We start from the raw sequence: 23,685 nt of genomic DNA, 5'->3' as shown, positions 1-23,685 counted from the left end.
CGCCATCAGCACAAAAGCATTTTTAATGTTTTTATCAAACTGTCCTGCTCGAAATCGCCCTTGGCGATGTAGGCATCCGCACCCACCTGAATCCCCCGTCGCCGGTCCTCTTCCTTCGCGCGGGACGTCACGATGATGATTGGCGTATGCTGGTAGTTTTTCTCCCCACGCAACGATTTGGTGAAGGTGAAACCATCCATAAACGGCATTTCGACATCCGTCAGTACGGCATCAAACTGGGTCAGTTTCGCTTTTTGCAGCCCCGACAGCCCGTCTTCTGCCAGAGTCACCTGATAGCCGTGCGCTTCCAGCACGTTCTTTTCTATCTCACGGGTATTCAGTGAGTCATCGACCACCAGCACATGCCAGGCATCCTGCGTTACGCTCGTGGCGGGCGCTGGTGTACTGGTTTGCCGTGATTGTTGCGCCATCGCCATCAGCGCAGGAACGTGCAGGATGCTGACCAGTTGGTTATCCGGTGTTTGTACCATCCCGGAGACCAGCGACTGCTGTTGCATATGCTTCGGTAACGGTTTGATCATCATCTTGCGTTCATCGAGGAGCTTATCCACTTGCAGCGCCATTTTGCTGTACTGGTTCTGCACCACGATTAATCGCTGTCCGGGCGTTGAAAAGCTGCTCTGGCGTTCATGAATGCCCAGTAAGCTACCTACGCAAACCACCGGGATAAACTCGTTATGCAAGATAATTGCAGGACGTCCGGCGATATCGCTGATCCCCTGTGGCGTGCATTCCACCACCTCAACCACATACTGCGCAGCCAGTCCAAAAAGGTGCCCCTGCTCTTCAAATTGCAAAATCCGCATCATGGTTAACGAAACAGGCAACCGCAGGTTAAAGCTGGTTCCGACTCCCGGACGGCTATAAACCTGCAAATCGCCTTGCAGGTCGGTCACCACCGTTTTGCGCACCACATCAAGACCAACACCGCGACCAGAAAGCTCGGAGACTATCTTGCTGGTCGAAAAGCCGGGATGAAAAATCAGCTCATTACATTCTTGCTCGGAGAGCTGCCCGACCATTGAAGCAGGAACCAGACCTTTACTGACCGCCTTAGCGCTGATGGCCTCATAGTTCAGACCACGGCCATCATCTTCGATACGCAGTAATATCCCGCTGCCGTCCTGCTGAGTAGTGATGGTAATCGTGCCGCGGGTGGATTTACCGAGCGCCAGACGTTCGTCGATCTCACCAATCCCGTGATCGACGGCATTACGCAGTAGATGCGTCAGCGACTCCGAAAGCCGATCAATGAGCTGGCGGTCGATTTCCACTTCTCCGCCAACAAAGCGGCACACCACCTGCTTGTTCAGTGTGGAAGCCAGTTCGCTGACCTGCAGCGAAATGGGTTCAAACAATGTTGAAAGTGGCAGCATACGGATCCGCGCCGCCACATCGTATAGTTCAAACATCTGCAAATGCTGAAGCTGAACGCTTTCTTTTAACTGGGCGCTAAAGTCGTGGATCTGCTGGCGAAGCTGTTCAGCGCTTAATCCCGGTAACCGTGGTACCAGTTGACTCAGGTTTTGTATCTGCTGTTCCAGGCGATCATGTCCGGCGAGCACCTCCCCCAGAATGTCGATCAGTCCATCGAGCTTGTTCAGCTTTACCCGAACGAAATCCGCCTGCTTAATACCGGCATCCATGCTGGAAGGTGTCGTAGGCGCTGGGACTACCGGTTTTTCTGTTGCCCCGGCAGTTTCGACAGCCAGCGTGATATCCTCTCCCCGACTGGCACGGGCAAGGCGTTCGCACAGCCCGGCATCCGCCGGTGGCAACTGATTATCCCCTTCGCTGACAAAAAGCTGGGTAAGCTGACCAGAAAGGTACTCCACAGACTCATGGATCAGATTGCCCAGCGCCCTGTCCGGCGTCAGTTTGTTATCACGCAGTTCACTCAATACATCTTCAAGATGATGCGTGACATCGGCAATACTTTGCAGCTTCAGCATCCGCGCCCCCCCTTTCAGGGTATGCGCAGCGCGAAACATCTCACCTATCCAGGCGTCGGTATGCTCATCAGCGGAGAGGAGAAAAGCCCCTTCGCTGATCGTCTGCAAATGACCTCTCCCTTCATCAATAAAGCGCAGAACGAATTTTTTCAGATCGATAGCCATAATCGCTCTTATTAGCCACTTTGGTGGGCGAATTGCGCCAGTTGATGTTCACACAAGAAACGAAACGTATTGCCAGGAAATACCATTGGCAAACGCAGACGACAAACCGAGGACGGATTGTTTATCTCGTCGTTCAGTAACTGCATCACCACACGATAAGTCCGTTGAGCAGGCTGGTATAACTCGCTTTGCCGGTACATTTCAGCCAGATAATAGTGCGCAGGCCAGTAGCCGGGTTCCTGATAAACCACCTGCTTGAACCAGGCGATGGCCTGCTGGGTCTGGTGTTGCCACATCATCGCCAGGCCGAGCAGCATTTTGGCCTCTGCCGACCACTCATCCTGGGCGAGGATCTGCTGTGCGTTTCCGGCTGTTTGAGAAAATTCACGCTGCTCGAGGGCAATAACGCCCTGGATCAAAAGCGCATCCTGATTACGGGGATCGTCACGTAACACACAGGCGATACACTTTTCAGCTTCAGAAAAACATTTTTCATCGAGGCTGGCGCGTGCTTTCTTCAGCCAGTCATTACTCTGCTGCGCCGTGGGCACCAGAGGAACCTGTTCAACCACCGCTCTCGACTGCGGAATGCGCACCGCAACTCTGGGGACAGGCACAATCCTTGCCGCTTCACGATGGTGGCAAAAATAGAAAATCCCCTCTTCCTGCTCCAGCTTCAGAATGTCGAAATTGTTAGCCAGCGTTTCCGCATTGCCAAAAAATAAGGCTCCCTGCGGTTGCAACATCTTCAGCAAATTACCGTGCAGCTCGCGACGCGTTGGCGTATCAAAATAGATGGACACATTGCGCAGCAAAATGATGTCCACTTCCGGCAGTAACTGTTCTTTTATAATGTTGGTGCGATGGAAGGTGACCTTCTCACGGATCTCATCATGCAGCCGGTAGAGGTTTCCCGAGCGGGTGAAGTAGCGTTGCTGAATACTCGGGTCGACGCCACGAAAAGAGTAGCTTGAATAGCAGGCGTTGCGGGCTTTTGCCAGGATTGCCGGGTCAATATCACAGCCGTAAATTTCAATGCGCTGGGCCATCCCGCCGAGGTATTTCTCATGCAGCTTGATCGCCAACGAGTAGGCTTCCTCTCCGGAAGAGCATCCGGCACTCAGAATACGCACCGGGCCACTGCGCTGTTGCAACAGACGCGGGATCCATTTATCGCAGATTAAATCCAGCGTATCGCTTTCACGGAAAAAATAGGTTTCGTTAATCGTAATCAGCGTGATGAAACTATCAAACTCATTCTGCGAGCTACGCAGTTGTTCATAGTATTCATAGTAATCATTGATTTTTCGCTCGGCCATTCGCCGACCCAGCGCCGTTTTCAGCAATGCTTCCATGGCGTTATCGAAGTGCAAACCGACCCGTTCTTTGATCAGGCGAGCATAGTCAGGAAGATTAGGGATCATGGCAATTTACTCTCAACATGCCCGTGGCAAGCCATCGAAAGCAGTACTGCAGCAAGACCATCCAGAGGGATCGTGCGGTGTATCAGTTGCTTGTCGATCGCGTTCTTATTCATACCGAATACCACCGAACTTTCTTCGTCCTGCGCCAGCGTTGTTCCGCCACGGCGGACAATAAGCTCAATGCCGCGGCAGCCATCGCTGCCCATGCCGGTCATAATCAGTCCGACGGCTTTTTCGCGAAACACCTCAGCCACTGACTCCAGCAACAGGTTGCAACTGGGATGGTAAACGTCGCTTTCCTGTCTTGGGATCGCCGCTAAACGCTGGTTGCTTTTGACGATCAGGTGCTGCTCCGGCGGCAATATATACACATACCCCGCTTCCACCCGATCGTCCTCCTGCGCCAGTCGCACCTTCAGATCGGTCACGCTATCCAGCCAATGCACCATATTTTTCGCGAAGCCATCGGCAATATGTTGGGCAATAAGTACCGGGCACGGGAACGTACCGGGCAGCTTCTGTAACAGTTTACTGAGCGCCTGCGGCCCGCCCGTCGAGCAGGCAATCGCCAGCACAAAAGGCCAGTCCTGTGGCGTTTTTACAACGTCTATCATCGGTCGTGCAGTGGGGATTACCGGTTCGCCTGGATAGCGTAATCCCTTGATATGTCGAATGACTTTCACACCGACCAATAATTCTACTTTACGATGCAAAGCATCCGTTGAGAGTGGTGAATCACTGCTATGGTGCAACACCGCCAACGCACCACGGGAAATGTAGTCATCATCCCATTGATTCTCTGGACAAAATCTCATGACAAGGATCGGGATTGCGCTGGTTGCCATGATCGTTTCCACGATTTCGACGTTATCGGCGCCCGAAATATCCAGCGTCAGAATCAGCAGATCAGGCATCAGCTGTTGCAACAGTCGGATCGCCTGCCTGCGATGGGCTGCTTGCCCCACCACCTTAATGTGCGGGTGATCCTCCAGTTGCCTGACCAGCTCATTACGCGATGCGCTGCCCAGGTCGAGGATCAGCACCCGAATGTTGCTGCTATTCATGCATCTGTTTCCGTCAGTGTGAATGAGGACGAAGCCTCTTTCAGCGCTTTCGACAGTTGTGTCATATCCTGACTGACAACCAGAATGTCTTTGATAGATTGCGAGGTATAGTTACTGGCAACAACGATCTCACGTAGCGCCATGACCACCTGATTACTCGCCGTTTTCTGTTGCTGTGTTGATAGCGATATTTGTAGCGCCGCCGTCGAGGTTTGCTCAGCCGTAACAACGATATCGTTCAGATGTTCAGCACTGACTTTACAGGCTATTGCGCCCGCTTTAATGCTCTCGCCGCCTTTTTCCGCGTTCAGCACCAGACGATTAATCGCGTTTTGGATCTCGTTGATCTTATTTTCAATTTCAACCGTCGATTCCGTCACCGAATCCGCCAGACGGCGGATTTCAGCCGCCACCACCGAGAAACGCTTACCGGCTTCCCCGGCGCTGGCAGCTTCGAGCGCTGCGTTAAAGGCGATAAGTTTCGTCTGATCCGCGACGCTGTTAATGATCACCATCACGCGACTGATTTCCGTCGACTTATTACCAAGCATCATGATTTCACGCATATTTTGCTGATTGTCGGTATCAATATCCGTCATACGCATCAGCAATTGCGACATCGACTCGGAGCCTTTATTGCAGTCCTCGAGCGTCTGGTTGGCAATATCCACAACCGCCCGTGAGTGTTCGGCTATCTGTGTCGATGAGGCAGACAGCTCTTCCATGGTGGAGGTAATTTCAGCCACTGAAGATGAGGTTTCCACGCTGGTTGATGCCTGCCCATCGACCGCTTCGGTAATATGCAAAGATGCCTGATGTACCGAATTTGCATGAGAAACCATACCGCCTACCAACGAGTGCAGACGCTGACGCATCATCTCCACCGCACTCAGCAGTTCGCCGATCTCATCGTGGTGATCGACCTGAACATCCACCGTTAAGTCGCCTTCGGCAATGGTTTGTGCAATCCCCAGGACACGGTTTAAGCGCCGGGAAATCAGGAAACGGCTGGCCACAGCAATCAGCAGTAAAATGATGGGCAGCAGCAGCGCGGTGAACAGCAGCAGACCGTTGCGCACCAGATTGCTGCTCTTGGCGACATCATCAACATAGTTGGTGGTGGCGATTATCCAGTTAATCCCTTCAACGTATTCATAAACGGCAACTTTGGTCTTCGGCACTGCGCCATAACCGCTCACCCAGTTGTAGTAAGTGATGCCATTCTTGTGTTCGAGCATGTCGGCAAACAGCTTAAAACCATTGGCATCGGTAATATTAATTGCCTGCTGGTTGCTCAACGAGGGGTGGACCAACATACGACCAGGTTCAAATCCGGCATCCAGCACATAGGCGTAGCCATCTTTACCAATATGCACATTCAACAAACGCTGAATGATCGGTTGCAAACTCTGTTTGACGTCGAAACCCACCGCGACGGCCCCCACGACCTGACCATATTTGTCGGCAATCGGTTCGTAGTGACTAATAAACTGTTTACCGAACAGTGTGACCACACCGGAAAAGGGTTTATTTTTCAAAAGCAGCGGCAACGCAGGATTATCATGCCCTAGCGCTGTTGCTGTTGCCGTATTGCCTGAACTCGCCAGTAACGTACTGCTGACACGTACAAATTGCTCGCCTTGCAGAATAAACGTACTGGCAAATACGCTGGTTAATTCGGTGAAGTGCGCGTTGGTGTTCGGGTTGCTCAGCACCGCTTTTAATTCAGTAGAGTCCATATAACGCAGCGGTTTATTGGCAACGTTTTGATAATTATTAATATAAACATTGCTGTAATGTTCTGCATCGCGAGTCACACGCTGAAACTCGTTAGAAATACTGTTGTGGAATATCCGCGTGTTGGTTTTAATCATCTCCAGCGCATTGACCTGCAATTCTCTGGAAAGATAAGACGATAATATAAAAGAGGCGCCAATCAGCAACGTTGCGATACAAACAACCAAAATCATACCGAGCTTCATCGCCACACCGGGATGGATGTTGTGCAGCCAGGACAATAGTCGAGCGCGCGGTCCCTCACTGGTGGTATTCGCCGTTCGATTTTTTACTTTAATAATGTCACTCATGATTTTTATTCTCTACCTGAGAAGAAATTACTCTTTTTTTGGTCATCAGGAGCTAGCGCCCTGTGATTCGAGCGTGAACAGCGGCGTAGGTTTGCCAATGTGATATCCCTGTAACCAGCCCACATTCATTTTTTCCAGACAGGCCTGAATAGTGGCGTTCTCGACAAATTCAGCGACCACCTGCATTTTTTTCATTTCAGCAACGCGGCAGAATGACTCAACGATGTAGTAACTAATTTCACTTTCGGTGATCCGTCGAATAAACGAGCCATCTATTTTCAGGATATCTGCTTCGATATTCATCAAGCGCGCATGACTCGCAAACCCGGTGCCAAAGTCATCAATTGCCACCCGACATCCCAGCTGACGTATTAAACGTAGCGTTTCCACGGTTTGTTCTTTGTCTGATAACGTATCTGCTTCCGTTATTTCAAAAATAATCCGCTGTGGCTCCACCGCGTAGTCGTGCAGGAGTTGGGTGATCTTCATGACAATATTTGAACGACACACCGTCACCGGTGCCAGGTTAATAGAAAAACAATGCTGCGGGTGGTTACGCATAAATTTGAGGGTATTTTCGATAACCCAGAGATCGATATCCGGTGCCAGCCCCGCATCATGAGCAACCGGCAGGAAACTGTTCGGTGGAATAAATTCTCCCCGTTCGTTAAGCATACGGATCAATATTTCATGATACGGCGCTTCACCGTGGGTACTAACTATTGGCTGTGCCATCAGGACAAACGCATTGTTATCCAGCGCATTTTGCAGCGCAGTGCGAATTTCCGTTTTATCAACAATGTGGTTGCCAAGGATCCGGCTATGCTGCGCCTCAAGGTTTTCCGGCCTGCCGTTGGTGAGTGATAAACCCGCCACCATGCCCAGTTTCCCCACCAGCTGATAAATGTCATCACTTAGATCGTTAATCAGGCAATAGCCCAAACCACTGCGAAAACCCAACCGATGGTTGTTGTAAAAGAGACGAAAACTGTTGGCGGCCTGATACAGATCGCATAGCCGCTCCCAGGTGCCATTTTCCAGCCGGATGAGCAGATCATAACCCGCGTGGTAATAGACTTTCTCGCTTTTCACCAGATGTCTGCGCAAATGCTCAGCAAGGATCTTCTGGTAGCGGGCGCGGAAATGAAAACCATAGCGACGCGAAAAAAGCTCCAGCTCGGGGATCTGTATCAGACATACAGTCGCGCGTTCAGTGGTAAATAACTCCGTCTTCAGCGCCCGTAAATTTGCCATGCCTGTCATCGGATCAGTCAGCCCCAGCAGCAGCGCCTGGTTAAAGCGCTGACGGGTAAATTTTGCCAGTACCCCCATGATCACAATGGTGAGTGAAAAGACAAAGATCAACGTCGAAACCAGCGCCTGATGCAGCATGAAGTTAACATCGCTGGCGATATAGCTGTCGTTATGTTTGCCTAAGATGATTAATACGATCGTCCACACCAGCATTGTGAACAAGTGGCCAATCTTGATTGCTCCCCACAACATCAACGGAAATAACAGGATCAGGCTATAGATAGAGAAAAAAACATCCAAATTATCCGGTGATGTTAAGAAGAACATCAGAAAAAACAGCAAGATGCACCAGGATATAACGCCGTAGACACCGATATTGCCTTTACACTGTTCGGCAATGGCCCGCAGAAAGGTCAGCAGGAAAGACGGTCGACGAATGATGCGGTAAATCTTGTAAAATAAAGGGATCCCCGTCAGGCAACCGTTGATGATCCCCTGAATACGTACCAGCATGCCCAGACTCAACGCCGGAATGTTATCCACATCGGGGCGTTGTCCGTGGGCGACAAACATTGCAAAGAGTTTGCTGAACACCAGATACAGCAGGACGTTGTAGCCACAAAGCCAGAGCAGACGATTAAAGCTAATTTTGATGCGACCAAAGCTAACGCAGCTGCGTCTGCCGGTGAATTTGCGGTACGCGGCATAACTTAAGGTCGACGCGATGATCAGGCACAACGCATCTACCCGTTCATTTTGCGGACCGACCACAAACATGACCGTCAGGAACAGAAGAAATCCCGGCAACACCCGAAAACCAAACAAGACCAATGCGGCAGAAAATACGGCTAGCTTGAGATCGTAAACTGTTAAAATAGTATTATTGAGAATGCTATAACCGTTAAGATATTGTGCCAGCGGGTAAAAAAGGCCAGGTAAGACAAGTGGCAGGCACCATTCCCGAATGTTTTTTATCGTGTTTGAATTTATTATTGCGTCCAAATCAATTTATCCGCTATGCACTATACCAATAGGACTTTAATCCAGACTCGAATGTCACAAACAAATCCTTTTGGGTCAGCCGATGAACCATAGCAAAATTGTCAACATTGACCGCGCACTGAGAAAATAAAATAAGGTTCTATAATGAAGAGAGCATGTTATTCATATCAAATCAGGAAATAAATACCCATTTATAGACAAAAATGGACATCCGGTGGGGATGAAATCACTAAAATGCCTGTCCAAAAAACTGCTAATTCATTGATGTTTAGTAAAAAACAAAAAAGCCTTTGTCAGTTTCCCAACACCTCCAACCAGTACGTATAAAAAATCTTCTCAAGCACCATGAATGTCAACATTAATATCCTGAAAGGGGCATTCAGAAAATGTATTTTTATGTACACTTTTGCCTATTGACGAAAAGAGCAGCGTTATCTATATTCGCATACCGTTATTTTTGTCATTACTCACCATGGTTCAATGTTAGTTATTTGTTACGTCATTACGTTTCACATCTTTCATCTACTTATTTGCAACAATAATATTCCATCAAGTAATAGCAGAAATTAATTTTAGTATCGAATAATCTTTTCAGGAATTAACATAATCCGTGGCAAAGTCTCTGTTTTCCCTTAAAGCAATAAAAGGGTGGCAACATTCAATCACTGGCAAAATAACGCAATTCTTGCTGGCGGGTATCGTTATTGCGTTTAGTGCTGGCGCGTTTACCAACTGGAGCCTGATAGATAACTTTTCTTATCAGCAGTGGGTACAGCGGGCTGAAGCGAATGCACAGATTATGACCTACATCATCCGCAACGTGTATACCACCGTTTCGGTCGAAACCAGCGACGCAGGGCAGATATCCCGCATTGTCTCCGACAGACAGATTGGTGACACCGACTCTATTATGCAAACCGGTTATAACCCGGTTGACGTCCTGGCACTGGCATCAGTACAGACCCATAGCCCCACCTGGTTGTTTCTGTATACGCCGGAGAAAGGGTTTGTTGGCATCAACAACAAGTCAGAAGAGGGTGATGGGATCATCTCTTTCCCCGGTCGTCTGCCGCGCGATGTGCTGGGTAACTACTATGTTGGCTTCGCCCAAATTAATGGCGAAGAGTGCTTTATCAGCGCCGTTCCTATTTTGACGCCTTCAGGTGAGATCCTCGGTAGCCTGATAAGCAGCATTGGTAAAAAAAGCGATCTCTACGCCACCTACGATGCGATGCTGAAAAAAAGCAGTATCATTTTTGTCCTGATTTTGCTGGTAACGCTGGCACTGGTCACGATGTTTATGCGCCGTTTATTCCGTCCGGTTCCGCTGCTGATTAACTCCCTTACCCGCATCGCCCATGAAGAGACGGACTGTATAACGCCCTATCTTGATCAGGACGATGAGATTGGACATCTGGCCGGGGCGATTGAAAAATTGCGCGTCGCCATGAAAGAACGCGGCTATCTGCAACGAATGCATGAAATGTCGCAAAAGATGGAGCATATGGCCCATCATGATTCACTGACCGGATTGCCCAACCGCGTTTCGTTTGGCCAGGCGTTAGATAAACGCGTCAGTGAAATCCATCAGGACGAAAAACCATTTAACCTGCTGTTGATTGACCTCGACAACTTCAAACCAGTAAACGACACCTTTGGTCATAAAGCGGGCGATGAGCTGTTAATCAGCGTTGCCCAGCGCCTACAACTCTTGCTGGGACCTAACGATATCGCAGCGCGTCTGGGCGGTGATGAATTCGCCATTCTGCAACATGTCAGCGATAACGCCATCAAAGAAGCGAATCGGCTGGCGAAGCGGATTATTCGTGCGCTGAGCACCCCGTTTACCTGGAGTACGCATACTTTTTCCATCAGCTGCAGTATCGGTATCACCACCGCGCCGTATCAGGGCAATAATACCTCGACGTTGATGATCAATGCCGACCTTGCCATGTACGCCTCAAAACATCATGGCCGGGGTTGCTTCCATTTCTTCGAAGACGGCATGGTGATGAAGCATACCCACAGTCTGTTTATTAATCAGGAAATCATCGATGGTATTGATAACAAGGAATTCGAGCTTCATTACCAGCCAATCATCAATCTGGAAGATGAAAGCGTATATGGCTACGAATCGCTGATACGCTGGAATCATCCCACCAAGGGTCTGATTTACCCTGATTATTTTATCAACATCGCCGAGAACTCCGGTCTGATTGTCCGTTTGGGCGAATGGATTATTCGTCAGTCCTGTGAAGCCGCTGCCAAATGGCCGGAGCGTATCAGGGTAGCCGTCAATATATCGGCCTACCAGCTGCACAGCCCAGGACTGGTTGACGTTATCAAAGATGCGTTACGCATCAGTCAACTTTCAGCCGAGCGCCTTGAAATAGAAATTACCGAATCCGAAAAGCTGGATAAGTCGATTGCCTTGCCCGTGCTGCAAGAGCTCCGCTCACTGGGCATTGAAATCGCGATGGATGATTTAGGCACCGGCTACGCGGCGCTGGATTATCTGCTGATCTATCCTTTCACTCGCATCAAGATTGCGCGCACGCTGGTCGATAAGCTCCAGCAAGATAATGCCAGTCAGTATTTGATTGTGATGCTGATTCAGTTTGCCCATAAGTACAATATGTCGGTCACCGCTGAAGGGGTAGAAACCGCGCAGCAGCGTGACATTCTGCGCGACATTGAGTGCCAGAATGTTCAGGGCTATTTCTTTAGCTATCCGCTGCGCGAGCGTGAAGTGCTTTCCGCATTTGCCAAAGAGGTCATTGAAGAAGGACTGTGCAATGTCTGACTTCTTTCGCCCGGTAAAGCGCATGCTGACGATTTTTGCCCTGTTAATAGTTTCAGCAACGCCATGCTTAGCAGGCTCAGCCCTGCCGTTGCACACGCTGGAGCAAATCGCCAGCAAGAAAAGCATTACCCTTGGTTATCAGGATGATGCGTTTCCTTTCTCCTGGCAGAATGGCAACGTACCTGCCGGCTATTCCATTGATATTTGCAACAGTATCGTCAGCGCGCTCAAGACAAAACTTCAGCTTAAAAACCTGAAGGTCGAGTGGGTAAAAGCTAACTCGGCCTCGCAGTTTGTCCTGATTAAAAATCACATGGCAGACATCATGTGTATCCCGGCCTTTTATTCGAAAAGTCGCCACAGCATTAGCGAGTTCTCGCTGCCGTTTTATTTTTCAAGTACCCGCTTCGTCATGCGTAAAAATGAAAGCAACGACAATCTGGCAGAGCTTTCCGGACATAGCGTACTGGTAAAAAGCGGCACGATTTACGTTGAGCAACTGCAAAAAGTGAATGCCGCCAATGACCTGGATATAAATATTCAACTCGATACCAACAACATTACCGCCTTCAATGAACTGAAGAATGGTGAGTATTCTGCACTGATCTCCAGTACGGTTTTACTCAAAGGGATGATCGCGCAAACGCCTAATCCTGGAGACTATAAACTTTCCGACATTGCGCTCAGCGCCCCGCTACCGGCCGGCTTGTTACTCCCGTTACACGATAAAGAATTTAAAGAATTTGTTGATGACACTCTCTCCTCGCTGATGGCCAGCAACGAATTTACTGCGCTGTACAATAAATGGTTTCAGTCACCGATCCCGCCTAAAGCCATTAATTTAAACATTCCCATGTCAGATAACCTGAAAGCATTAACGTCTGCTAAAAAGAAGATCAGTTTTGATTATGAAAAATATAATTAATCGTGAGATGACAAGGGTGAACCGCATAGTGCAATGGCTGTTTTTACTGGCAGGCATCGGTATCACCCCCGCGCTGATGGCGCAGCAGAACGCCGCGACGCTCGATCATATTCAGAACAGCAGCGTGCTCAACGTGGGTTATCGCCAGCTGCCACCGTTTTCTTTTACTGACCACAATGGCAAAGTCACGGGTTATACCATCGCGGTATGTAACATGATTGCCGATAAGTTGCGCCAGTATTTGAAGCTCAACAGCTTAACCATTCATTATATTCCCGTGAATTTTGCAGAACGCTTCTCCGCATTAAACACACGAAAAATAGATATGGACTGTGGTGTAAATACTAACGCACCGGAGCGGACCTCCAGCGTTTCATTTTCGCTCAACTACTACACCGCGAAAATGCGCATCATCTCTTTGCGTAAAAATAATATAAATTCAATTGCCGATCTAAAAGGACGCACGGTAAGTCTGACCGGTAGCTCTAAAGATTTGCTGGAATTTAATAAAGCCAACAGAGAGCAACACCTTAATATTTCAACGATTACCACCACCACTATAAACGGCGCATTTGAGAAAATGGCGCATAATGAATCCGCCGCTTTCTTTGTCGATGACATTCTGGCCTGGCCGCTGATTAATCATAGCGAGCAACCTGAACTGTTCAGCGTCTCTTCTGAGAGCATCGGCAATGAGATGCACTATGCCATTATGATGAGGAAAAACGATCCGCAGTTTGTGACGTTTGTTGACAGTACGCTGACAGATTTTTTTGCCTCGCCGGCCAACGTGCAATTACGTAAAAAGTGGTTGTCCCCCTGGTCCTGCGAAAAGATGAAAAACCCGTCACCGGGCAGTTGCCAGCATAGCCATTGAACATTATCCGCCGCTGCTTACGCCACCGCCTGCTACGCCTATGGAAAATCCCCGGGGCGCTGCTGCTATTGCTGTCAGTCCATTCGCTACGCGCGGCCTGGGATTTTGCCAATATTCAACAAAAGTCCGATGCGCTATATGGCCCGGCAACACCAGAAGCACAGCAACGGATCCACGCCTGGCAACAGCTTCTGCTCCAGTTGCGTAATGCTGACGAGCAAACGCAATTACGCGCTGTAAACCAATTCTTTAACGAGAAGATCCGCTATACCGAAGATATTGATGTCTGGCATAACGTCGATTACTGGGCGACCCCTATCGAGTCGCTGCGCAAAGGTGAGGCGGATTGTGAAGACTACGCAATCGCCAAATATTTCACCCTCCGCCAGTTGGGCGTGTCAGAAGACAAACTTCGCATCACCTACGTTAAAGCCCTGCGTTTAAATCGCGCGCATATGGTGCTCACCTGGTACGCCACCCCTGGGGCGATTCCTCTGGTGCTCGACAGCCTGACCAGCACCATTTCGCCTGCTACGCAGCGCATGGACTTATTACCCGTCTACTCCTTTAACAACACTGGCCTTTGGCTTCCCGGCAATCAAAACAATAAACGCGTTGGGGACAGCAAGAGGCTTTCTCGCTGGCAGCAAGTTTTCACCAAAATGCGGGAAGAAGGCTTCCCGATGGATAAATAGGAATCGCCCGTGTCTCTTTTTAAACAGTTACTTCTGGCAATCTCTCTCTTTATGATGGTTGTGTTCAGCGGCAATTTTATTGTGACGCTGGAGAGTTCTCGCAATCAGTCCAATAACCAACTCCTTTCACATGCCCAGGATGCCGCAACGGCGCTAGGCGTTTCGCTGACGCCCAACGTCAACGACCCGGCAATGATCGAGCTGATGGTCAGCTCCATTTTCGATAGCGGTTACTACAAAAAAATCCGCATCGTCGATCTGGCAAACGGCAAAATAATGCTTGAGCGTAGCGCGGTAGCGACAATTCCCAACGTTCCCGGTTGGTTCGTCGATCTGGTGGATGTCACCCCGCAAACCGGTGAAGCAACGATTATGCGCGGCTGGCAGCAGGCAGCTCGCGTGGAAGTGACCAGCGATCCTATCTTTGCCGTGCAGCGTCTGTGGGACAATACCTTAGGCAATCTGTTGTGGATGCTGTCCTGTAGCCTTGCCTGCTTAATCGCCGGTATTTTGCTGCTGCGCAAACTGCTGCGCCCACTCAATTACATGGCAAAACAATCCGAAGCTATTACCCGTCGCGAGTTTCTGACACTCCACGAGTTACCCAAAACGCCGGAATTACGCCGCGTTGTAGGCGCCATGAATTTAATGGCAGCTAAGCTTAAATCGTTATTTGAAGAACAAGCTATCTACAGCGAACGCCTGCACAATGAAGCTTATCTCGACAGCCAGACCGGGGTAGCCAACCGCCGGGCATTCGATATGCAGCTCCAGGCGCGACTGAGTGATGCCGATACGGCACCAGGATATCTGATGCTGGTTCGCGTTCAGGATTTAGGTGGCCTGAATCAGCGCTTTGGCGGACCGCATACTGATAAGCTGTTGCTCAACATCGCCAACCTGCTGAACGCGCACAGAGAAAAGTATGCCCCTCTCGACAGCACGCTCGCCCGTATTCGCGGCGGTGAATTCGCCCTACTCTGCCCTGGCGTGACGCACGGAGAAATGCTGGAGCTGTGTAATTCATTGTCTCAGAAACTCACGGCCTTTTACGCTACTGGAATGTCAGACCAACAGCCGGTTGCCTATACCAGCATGGTGCCATTCAGCGCCGGAGAAAATGCCCAGTCATTGCTGATCCAGGCCGATCGCCTGCTGGTTGAAGCGGAAACACACACCAACCATCAGGTCGTTCCTACCACCGAAATACCTGCAGCTACAGAAGATCAGCATTTGTGGTTTGTTCGCCTGGAGCATGCGCTGACAAATCAACAGTTTCAGTTGGTTTATCAGCCGGTGGTCGATTGCCGCCAGCCGGACAAAATCCTGCATTACAAGGTACTGTCGCGCATTATTGATGAGCAGGGTAACGCCATTACCGCGGGGCGGTTCTTGCCCTGGATCCACCGCTTTGGCTGGAGTCATCGACTCGATAAAGTCATGTTGAAGCTCACATTGAACCAGTTGAAAACCGCGCCCGGAAAACTAGCGTTGAGTATTTCTGGCAGTTCTGTCGCCAGCGCGACCGCCATTGCAGACCTGCTCAATCCGTTACGGTACTCACCGAAATTAGCCAGCAATCTGATTCTGGAACTGGATGAAAATCAGTTACCAGGCCCCCATCAGATGGCGGCATTTGTTAAAGCCGTAGGTCAGCATCGCTGCGCGCTGGGACTGCAACACTTCGGTAGCCGTTTCGATATGATCGGTCATCTGTCGCAATGGGGTCTTGCCTATCTGAAAATCGACAGCAGCTATATCCGCAAAATTGATGAGGAAAATGATAAGCGTTTGTTTATTGAAGTATTGTGCAGTGCCACGCGCAGTATTGATTTGCCGCTCATTGCCGAGCGAGTTGAAACGGAAGGTGAGCTTATGGTGCTGCAAGAATTAGGGATTGATGGTGCAATGGGGCAATTATTAGGTGAGCCCGCACCATTGTGATAAAACTGGCGTCTTGATACGCCTTTGTATAGCCGGATGGCGCTACGCTTATCCGGCCTACAAACTGCCTGCATCAGCTAAAATATACGATCATCGTTGCCAAGCAGTTGTTCTAACCCGCCAAGTTCCTGGCGCGCGTTCGCGCGATTCATTAATTTAACCTGCGCCATCGCTGGAAGATCGGTAATAGCAATCACGCCTTTACGGATCAACAGGTAAATCAAATCGTCGAGCACGCGAACCATCTCCAGGTCGCTTTTTTGCAGCATCGCTAAAGCCTGCTGGTTGTCATTTTCAGGACTTTTTGCCACGCCTTCTGTCTGCACGTTTGCAGCAGATGAATCAGAGTTCATATCAGTGCCTTTTCATTTTGCATGATGCTGCTGCCCTGTTTACACAGGGCAGTAGGCAATCGTTAGTGAGTGTGGTTTTGATCGGGTTTAGCAATCAGGTGATCCAACGAGTAGGTCGGAGAATGCAGATCGCCACTTGCCGGAGTTGACAGCGCGGTATCTATTCCATGCGCCACTTTTGCCGGACTGGCGATCAGGTGATGATCGCCGCCGCTTTGAATGTACTTCGCAATATCCACACCTTCATGCAGTTCACGCGCCAGATCGCTGAGATCGACTTTTTCAAGCACCCCCTTCGCCTTATCGTCAGCGCTGAGTACCGCTGTCGCCTGACCGTGTCCGGTCGCTGCTGGTGCATAAGACAGAGATAATGCGTTATCGTCGAACAGGTTATGCAGCGCATGCTGTATCGCAGCATGATTCCCTTTATCCACCGTATGCCCTTTCACTGGTGCAGGATCGTCCATCGTCACGTTCAACGTTTGGCTATAAGGCGTAATATTACCGTGGTTATCATGCGCCTCGACCAATACGTTCACGCGGTTATGACCGGCACGGAATGCGGAGGTATCGGCCTCAATGTCATAGGTCAACCCATTAATGCCCTGATGAAGAATGGCATCGTACTGATGACCATTTACCAGCGCTTTAATATGATCGCCATCATTCACATCACCGCTCACGCTGCCGGTAATATGCGTGACGGCATCCTGTGATTCGGCACGCGAGATGTGGTTATCACCGGCGATCTTATCTACCACGATACTGGCGTCAGCGTGTGTATCAAGGACGATGGTTTTGTGATCGCTCACATCGATTGTATTACCCGCGTCGTCGTGTAACGTCGTTTTCACATCAATATCATTGATACCTTCCTTCAGATATGCGCTCTGGACAGCAACCTGATAAACCGTTGATGATCCAGGTGCCAGCGTAGCCTTCATAAGGTGACCGTTGATATTCACTTCAACAACATCGGTAGAATGGGTATCCCCAGAGACCGTAAAGCGAATCACTGTGTCTGACTGCGATTCTTTCAGGTTAACGACGTTATCTGCTGCGATGCCGTCATTGATAGTAATCGCACCATCGGCATGAGTATCCAGCACCACGTTTTTCTGATCGTGCACGTCTAACGTATTCCCTGCGTCATCGTGTAACGTCGTTTTCACCTCAATCTTATTATCGCCCTCATTCAGATACGTTCCCGGAACCGCAACCTGATAAACCGTCGAGGAGCCAGGTACCAACGAAGCCTTCATGTTGTTGCCATTGACGCTAACATCAACGACATCGGTCGGGTGAGTGTCGCCGGAAACCGTAAATTTAATCACCGTGTCTGACTTCGATTCATTCAGGTTAACGACGTTGTCGCCTGCGATGTGGTCATTAATGGTAATTGCACCGTTGGCCTGCTCATCAACGGAATAGGTATGTGTCGATTTTGCGGTGAACGGGTTCCCCGGCGCGTCATGGCCGGTAAGCTCAACGTCAATAACTTTGTGCGCATCACTACGTAGAACCGCCGAATCCACGTCAATCTGATAGCCCAGACCGCCGCCGCTCAGGGTGATGACGCTCCCTTGATACTTATGCCCGCCGATGGTCAAGGTAACCGGATCATAAAGCTGCGCGTCACCGCCGACATGGCCGGTGATGGTCACCTTCTGCCCCGACAGCTCCTGGTGGTTGAGGACGTTATCCGCCGTGACGCTGTCAATGTCGACGGTACCTGAAGCCACGCGGTCGATGAGGATCGTCTTATCGGTATCAATCTGCTGGCGGTTACCGGCATCGTCATGGGCGACGACATGGGCAGTAATATGCTGGTCATGAACCAAATCAACCGTACTGACTTCAACGCGGAACACCTTCTTACCGCCGCTGTCGGAGACTATCGCCGGCAGATCTTTGCCATTGACGGTAACGGTAACCTGATCGCCGACCTCAACGTCGCCGGTCACAGAACCGGTGATGATGGTGGTCGGTTGCCCGGCGTCAACGTTATTCAACACGTCATCATTGGACACTGGGTCCAGGACAATTGTCGCATCCACGCGATCGTCAATTATCACGGTTTTGTCATACGTCGCAGTCTGGATATTCCCTGCCGTATCATGACCCGTCACGCTGACATGAATAGTCGGATCAGTCTGAAGATCCGTGGTACTCACGAATGCTTTATACCCCAACTGCCCGTTCATATGCGGCAGCTCAATGACAGTGGCCTCAACCTGGTTGCCATTAACGGTGATATAGACCTTGTCGTTTTTGTGTACGTCACCATCCACGGTACCGCTGACTTCAACCTTGCCAGCCTGAATCTCAGCGGCATTGATAACGTCGTCACCGCCCACGGTATTAACCGTTACCGCTGCCGATGCCGTGGTATCGACAGAAAACGCTTTGATGATACTGGTGTCCTGAACGTTGCCAGCCTTGTCGTGGCCGGTCACTTTAGCGTCGATGGTATGGTCAGCTACCAGGTCTGACGTATTTACATCAACTGTGTAGTGATTACTTGCATTAATAACGGCATTGTAATCATGACCATTGACCGTCAAGGTCACGTTTTCACCGGGTTTAACATCGCCGGAAACGGAACCACTCACCGTGGTCTTTGCTTGTCCAACTTCTTGCGAGTTCAGTACGTTATCAGTTGTGATGTTATCAATCGTAACGCCCGCATCAGCGTTGAGATCGACCCCAACGTGCTTCGACGTCGAGTCAGTACCAGTGTTTCCGGCAGCATCGGTAGCGCTTACCGACGCGGTAATGTCCGGGTTATTACGCAGATCGTTGATGCTGACATCCTGCGACCAGACCCATCCCGTGCCGCCTGCATGTACCACAGCGGTTAAAGTATTACCATTCACCTGCAGTGAGACTATGCTACCGTCATGGATGCCTTCGCCGCTGACCGTACCGCTGATCGTTGTTGTGCCGCTTTTCGCTTCCGAACCATTGATAACGTCATCACCGGCGACATTGTCCATGGTGATGTGGACTGGGTTATCGATATCGACCTGAATGGTTTTCAGCACGCTCGAGGTGTCGCTACCCGCGGAGTTACTGACGGTAATTGATACCTCAAATGTCGGGTGCGCCTTAAGTACGTCGGTAGGAACATCAACCTGATAGCCTAATTCACCCGGCAGACCAGGAATCGCGATCATTTTGCCGGGGTATTGATTGCCGTTAATGGTGACAATAACCGTATCATTGACGCTTACATCCCCAGTGATCAGACCACGAATCGGCGTAGTGGATTTACCCTCTTCAACTTGGTTGATTACATCATCGCCCGTCACCGGATCGACGGTGAGGTGGACATGCGGTTTCTGTGGCAGCGAGGTTCCCGTGCCGGTTGTAGATGTAGTGATTGGCGGCAAATTGGTATTAAAACTGCTACCGCCAGCAACAGGAATTTGTGCTACCCAAGGTAGGTCATAATATTGATGTGCCACCGCCATAGCGACATTGCCATGATTGTCGTGGCCAATGACAGTTACAGTAATATTGCCGTCATCATCCCAATAATCAGTGCTAATGTTCAGTGTGTATCCCAGCTTCCCATCCGGTAAGGTGATAACGGTGGTGTCCAATCTGTTTCCATGACCTACGTCAATATGGATAAGATCGCCGAATTGCGCATCATGATCAACATGTCCCACAACCGTCACATAATCAGGTCTGGCTCCAGCAGCAAGGTCTTGCGGAACCCAGTTTTTAGCTGAGTCAATAGTGATGCCAATCTGAGCAACGGTATCAATCACTACCGGCCTATCATCATGCCCGCGCGCAACGTTGCCAGCTGCATCCTTTGCCGTCACCTCGGCATGGATATTCGGATCCATCAGCAGATCGAGCGTTGAAACCTGAGTGCTAAACACGTGCTGACCGTTGCTGCCATCCTGCACCGGGGCATAGTAGGTCTGATGGTTGATGGTCAGTTCAACCAGATCCCCCACTCGTACATCGCCACCCACGGTACCGGTCACGGTGGTCAGCGGGTTATGCGCATCTTTGTAGCTGATAACATCATCATTATGATCCGTCACCAGCGGGTCAATATGGACGATAGCCTCGGCGCGATCGTCAATTTTCACCGTGCTTGTCGCATCCGCCGTCGCGGTATTTCCTGCGGCATCATGGGTGGTAATCGTCGCCGTAATATTTGGATCGTTTTTCAGCCACTGGGTATCAACCTCGATGCTATAGCCCAGCGCCCCCAGCTTCGGCAGTTCAACAACCGTCGCATCGACTGCATGGCCGCCAATCACCAGATGAACGATATTCCCCTTTTGCGCATCGCCGCCCACCGTACCGCTGATGATCGTTTTCGGCGCCTGCAGTTCAGTACCGTTCAGAACGTCATCACCCGTCACGCGATCGATGGTGATTGCGGCAACGGCCCGGTCATCCAGATTAACGTCATGGTGCGCCACCACATGCGCATGGTTCTTCGCTGCATCGGTAACGTCCATGGAAACTTCAATATGCGGGCTGGCGACCAGATCGGCGGTATTGACGATAATACGGTAGCCCAGATGACCACCGATATCGTCCACCGACCCCTTATAAGTGACGCCGTTGATCGTCATGACCAGCGGGTCACCCTTGTGAACTTCACCGGTCACGGTGCCGGTCACGACGGTGGTGGTCTGATGCTGCTCGTCATAATTCAGCGTGTTGTCTGGCGTAACGGAATCAATCGTAATTGTCGCGTCGATGAGGGTATCGATCACCACCGTGGTCTGAGCATTGGCCGTTGCCGGGTTACCCGCAACATCGGTGGTGCTAACAGTCGCCGTTAAATGCGGGTCGGACAGCAGATCGGCAGTACTGACTTTGATGCTATACCCGAGATGCCCACCCTGATCGATGACTTTCCCGGTCAGAGTGTGACCATTGACGGTCAGATACACGATGTCGTTCACATGCACATCACCGCCGACTTTGCCGGTCACATAGGTGAACGGCTGGCGGGATTCATCGCCGTTGACCATATTGTCGCCGGTAACAGGATCGATAGTCAGCAGCGCTTTCGCGTGCAAATCTACCGCCATATCCTGCGTGGCTTCGGCTTTCTGCTGGTTGCCAACATTATCGACCCCAACCACCTGCGCAACGATATGCGGATCTTTCACCAGATCGCCCGTCAGCACATCCAGCTTATAGCCCAGCGCATTATTGTGCTCCGGGAGTTTCTGTACCGTTGCGTCGTAGTGGTGACCATTGACGGTAACAATCACTTTATCGCCCATGTGCACATCATCAGAAACGGTACCCATCACTTCGGTGGTGTGTTTTGTGGACTCGGCGCCGTTAATCATATTGTCGCCCGCCACGGTATCAATGGTAATCCCTGCCTGGGCGTGGTTATCAATTTTTACTGTATGCGTCGTGGACTTGACAACTTCGTTCCCCACGGCATCGTGCGACGTTACGGTAGCCTTGAAGGTGACATCTTTGTCCTGGTTGCTCTGGTTGTCGCTAAAGTCAGAGGACAGAACCGGGATTTGATACCCCAATTGACCGTTGCCCAGAACGATAACCTTGCCGGTATAGGTGTTACCGTTAATCTCAACGCGCACATCATCGTCAACCTGGGCGTCTTTACCCACGACGCCGCTAACCAACTGCCAGCTCTTGTCCAACTCGAAATGGTTGAGTACGTTATCATCCGTCACCGGATCAATCGTAATCGTCGCTTCCGCGTGCAGATCGATATGCACCATATGGTCGTGCGTTACCGTTGACGGGTTACCGTGTTCATCGACGGTTGAAATGGAGACATGGACCTTCTGGTCGCTGCCATCTTTCAGATTATCGGTGCTGACTTCAATGCTGTAACCCAGCGAATGGTCAGGCAGTTCAAAGACCTTGCCGCTATAGATTTTGCCATTGAAGGTTAAGGTGACAACATCGTCTTTCTGCGCATCGCCGCCAACCGGCCCCGTGATGATCGTCTTATGCAGGTCGGACTCGGCTTTACTGATAATGTCATCACTTGCGACGGTATCGATGCCGATAGAGGCGCTGGCGTCCAGATCCAGACCCACGGTACGATCCGCGGTTGCCGTGGTTTCGTTACCATGACTATCCGTGGTGTGAATGCTCGCATGAATCACCGGATCGTTGACCAGGTTCTGGGTGTCCACCGGGATATGATAGCCGAGGCCACCGTTCGCCAGCTTCTCCACCGTGCCTGAGTAGTGCTGACCATTAATCACCAGCTCAACGGTATCGTACTCTTTCGCATCGCCGCTTACCGTGCCGCTGATGGTGGTCTTACCGTTATGGTCCGTCGATTCTTTGATGTTGATGAAGTTATCATCCGTCACGCCATCAATGGTGATATGCGATTGGGTGTACATATCAGCGCTAATGGTTTTCGTCGCAGAATGCGTGACGCTGTTCCCTGCCGCATCGCTGGAGGTGACCGAAATGGTAATTTCCGGATGACTCATCAGCATATGGGTATTCATCGGGAAGCTATAGCCCAGCTTGCCGCCCGCCAGCGTGACAACAACGCCTTGCATCACCGGGACGCCATCCAGCTGCAACGTCACCACATCCCCGGCCGCCGCATCCACGCCGGTTACGGTACCGGCGATCTGCGTAAAGCCGCCGTTCGCGGAAAACTCTTTGATATTAATAAGGTCATCACCCGCGACGGTATCAATATGCACCTGGTTTACCGCAAAGTTGTCGATATGCACGTCGTGGTCGCTGATCGCCGTCACTTCGTTGCCTACCGCATCATACGAGACAACCGTCGCCCTGATGTTGACATATTTATCCTGGTCGCCCTGGTTGTCGCTGAACGCCGACGGATCGACCGGGATTTGGTAGCCCAGTTGACCGTTATTCAGCGTAATGACTTCACCCTTAAACGTGTGGCCATTGATCTCAAGGCTGACAACGTCGTGAAGCTTCGCATCACCATCGACGGTGCCGGTGATGAGTTGCTGAGCCATATTCAGTTCGCTATGGTTCAGGGTGTTATCGGCGGTCACCTTATCAATCGTAATGCTCGCTTCCGCGTGCAGATCGATATGCACCATATGGTCGTGCGTTACCGTTGACGGGTTACCGTGTTCATCGACGGTTGAA

The 23,685-nt window shown here is 50.5% G+C and carries 12 protein-coding genes; 5 read left to right on the top strand and 7 right to left on the bottom strand.

Annotation, left to right across the window (positions count from 1 at the left end; all coding sequences use genetic code 11):
• Positions 1–5 precede the first annotated feature (5 nt).
• Genes OGY13_RS24150 through OGY13_RS24130 form a run of 5 tightly spaced genes read right to left on the bottom strand, consistent with a single transcriptional unit; the run spans position 6 to position 8,969 of the window.
• Positions 6–2,138, bottom strand: coding sequence for a hybrid sensor histidine kinase/response regulator (locus tag OGY13_RS24150; RefSeq protein ID WP_153686771.1), 2,133 nt, complete (start codon positions 2,136–2,138; stop codon positions 6–8).
• 11 nt (positions 2,139–2,149) lie between these two features.
• The gene (locus OGY13_RS24145; RefSeq protein WP_213752622.1) at positions 2,150–3,562 is read right to left on the bottom strand and encodes a CheR family methyltransferase; all 1,413 of its coding nucleotides are present in this window, start codon (positions 3,560–3,562) and stop codon (positions 2,150–2,152) included.
• Positions 3,559–4,626 carry a chemotaxis protein CheB gene (locus OGY13_RS24140; protein WP_048215672.1) on the bottom strand — a complete coding sequence of 356 codons (1,068 nt, stop codon included), beginning with the start codon at positions 4,624–4,626 and terminating at the stop codon, positions 3,559–3,561. Before OGY13_RS24140 ends, OGY13_RS24145 begins: the two co-directional genes overlap by 4 nt.
• On the bottom strand, positions 4,623–6,713 hold the full coding sequence (locus tag OGY13_RS24135; RefSeq protein WP_213752621.1) for a methyl-accepting chemotaxis protein: 2,091 nt from the start codon (positions 6,711–6,713) through the stop codon (positions 4,623–4,625). Before OGY13_RS24135 ends, OGY13_RS24140 begins: the two co-directional genes overlap by 4 nt.
• Before the next feature lie 45 nt (positions 6,714–6,758).
• On the bottom strand, positions 6,759–8,969 hold the full coding sequence (locus OGY13_RS24130; RefSeq protein ID WP_008785653.1) for a sensor domain-containing phosphodiesterase: 2,211 nt from the start codon (positions 8,967–8,969) through the stop codon (positions 6,759–6,761).
• A 610-nt stretch (positions 8,970–9,579) separates the two neighbouring features.
• On the opposite strand from OGY13_RS24130, the gene OGY13_RS24125 reads away from it, so the two are divergent.
• Genes OGY13_RS24125 through lapD form a run of 5 tightly spaced genes read left to right on the top strand, consistent with a single transcriptional unit; the run spans position 9,580 to position 16,213 of the window.
• On the top strand, positions 9,580–11,772 hold the full coding sequence (locus tag OGY13_RS24125; protein WP_213752676.1) for a putative bifunctional diguanylate cyclase/phosphodiesterase: 2,193 nt from the start codon (positions 9,580–9,582) through the stop codon (positions 11,770–11,772).
• Positions 11,765–12,697, top strand: a complete 933-nt coding sequence (locus OGY13_RS24120; protein ID WP_071446382.1) for an amino acid ABC transporter substrate-binding protein — start codon at positions 11,765–11,767, stop codon at positions 12,695–12,697. The genes OGY13_RS24125 and OGY13_RS24120 overlap by 8 nt, the downstream gene beginning before the upstream one ends.
• Positions 12,681–13,574 carry a transporter substrate-binding domain-containing protein gene (locus OGY13_RS24115; RefSeq protein WP_032944789.1) on the top strand — a complete coding sequence of 298 codons (894 nt, stop codon included), beginning with the start codon at positions 12,681–12,683 and terminating at the stop codon, positions 13,572–13,574. Before OGY13_RS24120 ends, OGY13_RS24115 begins: the two co-directional genes overlap by 17 nt.
• A 2-nt stretch (positions 13,575–13,576) precedes the next feature.
• A complete protein-coding gene (gene lapG / locus OGY13_RS24110; RefSeq protein WP_032941747.1) occupies positions 13,577–14,269 on the top strand; it encodes a cysteine protease LapG in 693 nt (230 codons plus the stop codon).
• A 9-nt stretch (positions 14,270–14,278) separates the two neighbouring features.
• Positions 14,279–16,213 (top strand): cyclic di-GMP receptor LapD, encoded by a 1,935-nt coding sequence (lapD, locus tag OGY13_RS24105; RefSeq protein WP_198801807.1) that lies wholly within the window; start codon positions 14,279–14,281, stop codon positions 16,211–16,213.
• A gap of 77 nt (positions 16,214–16,290) precedes the next feature.
• Here the strand turns inward: lapD and OGY13_RS24100 are convergent, their stop codons facing one another.
• Entirely contained in the window at positions 16,291–16,566 is a 276-nt protein-coding gene (locus tag OGY13_RS24100) for a hypothetical protein (protein WP_048236656.1), read from the bottom strand.
• Positions 16,567–16,628: 62 nt separating this feature from the next.
• A partial coding sequence (locus tag OGY13_RS24095) for an Ig-like domain-containing protein (protein WP_286593856.1) occupies positions 16,629–23,685 on the bottom strand: 7,057 nt, incomplete at its 5' end.

It is taken from the genome of Citrobacter sp. Cpo045 (assembly GCF_030332875.1).
Lineage (GTDB): Bacteria > Pseudomonadota > Gammaproteobacteria > Enterobacterales > Enterobacteriaceae > Citrobacter > Citrobacter portucalensis.
The sequence above is the reverse complement of the archived record's forward strand: the minus strand, read 5'-3'. Positions and strand labels throughout refer to the sequence as shown.

Bases quoted from the DNA above. Each gene is read 5' to 3' on its own strand.
- OGY13_RS24135 (WP_213752621.1), bottom strand. From the start codon at position 6,713: ATGAGTGACATTATTAAAGTAAAAAATCGAACGGCGAATACCACCAGT.
- OGY13_RS24140 (WP_048215672.1), bottom strand. From the start codon at position 4,626: ATGAATAGCAGCAACATTCGGGTGCTGATCCTCGACCTGGGCAGCGCA.
- OGY13_RS24145 (WP_213752622.1), bottom strand. From the start codon at position 3,562: ATGATCCCTAATCTTCCTGACTATGCTCGCCTGATCAAAGAACGGGTC.
- OGY13_RS24150 (WP_153686771.1), bottom strand. From the start codon at position 2,138: ATGGCTATCGATCTGAAAAAATTCGTTCTGCGCTTTATTGATGAAGGG.
- OGY13_RS24120 (WP_071446382.1), top strand. From the start codon at position 11,765: ATGTCTGACTTCTTTCGCCCGGTAAAGCGCATGCTGACGATTTTTGCC.
- OGY13_RS24115 (WP_032944789.1), top strand. From the start codon at position 12,681: ATGAAAAATATAATTAATCGTGAGATGACAAGGGTGAACCGCATAGTG.
- OGY13_RS24100 (WP_048236656.1), bottom strand. From the start codon at position 16,566: ATGAACTCTGATTCATCTGCTGCAAACGTGCAGACAGAAGGCGTGGCA.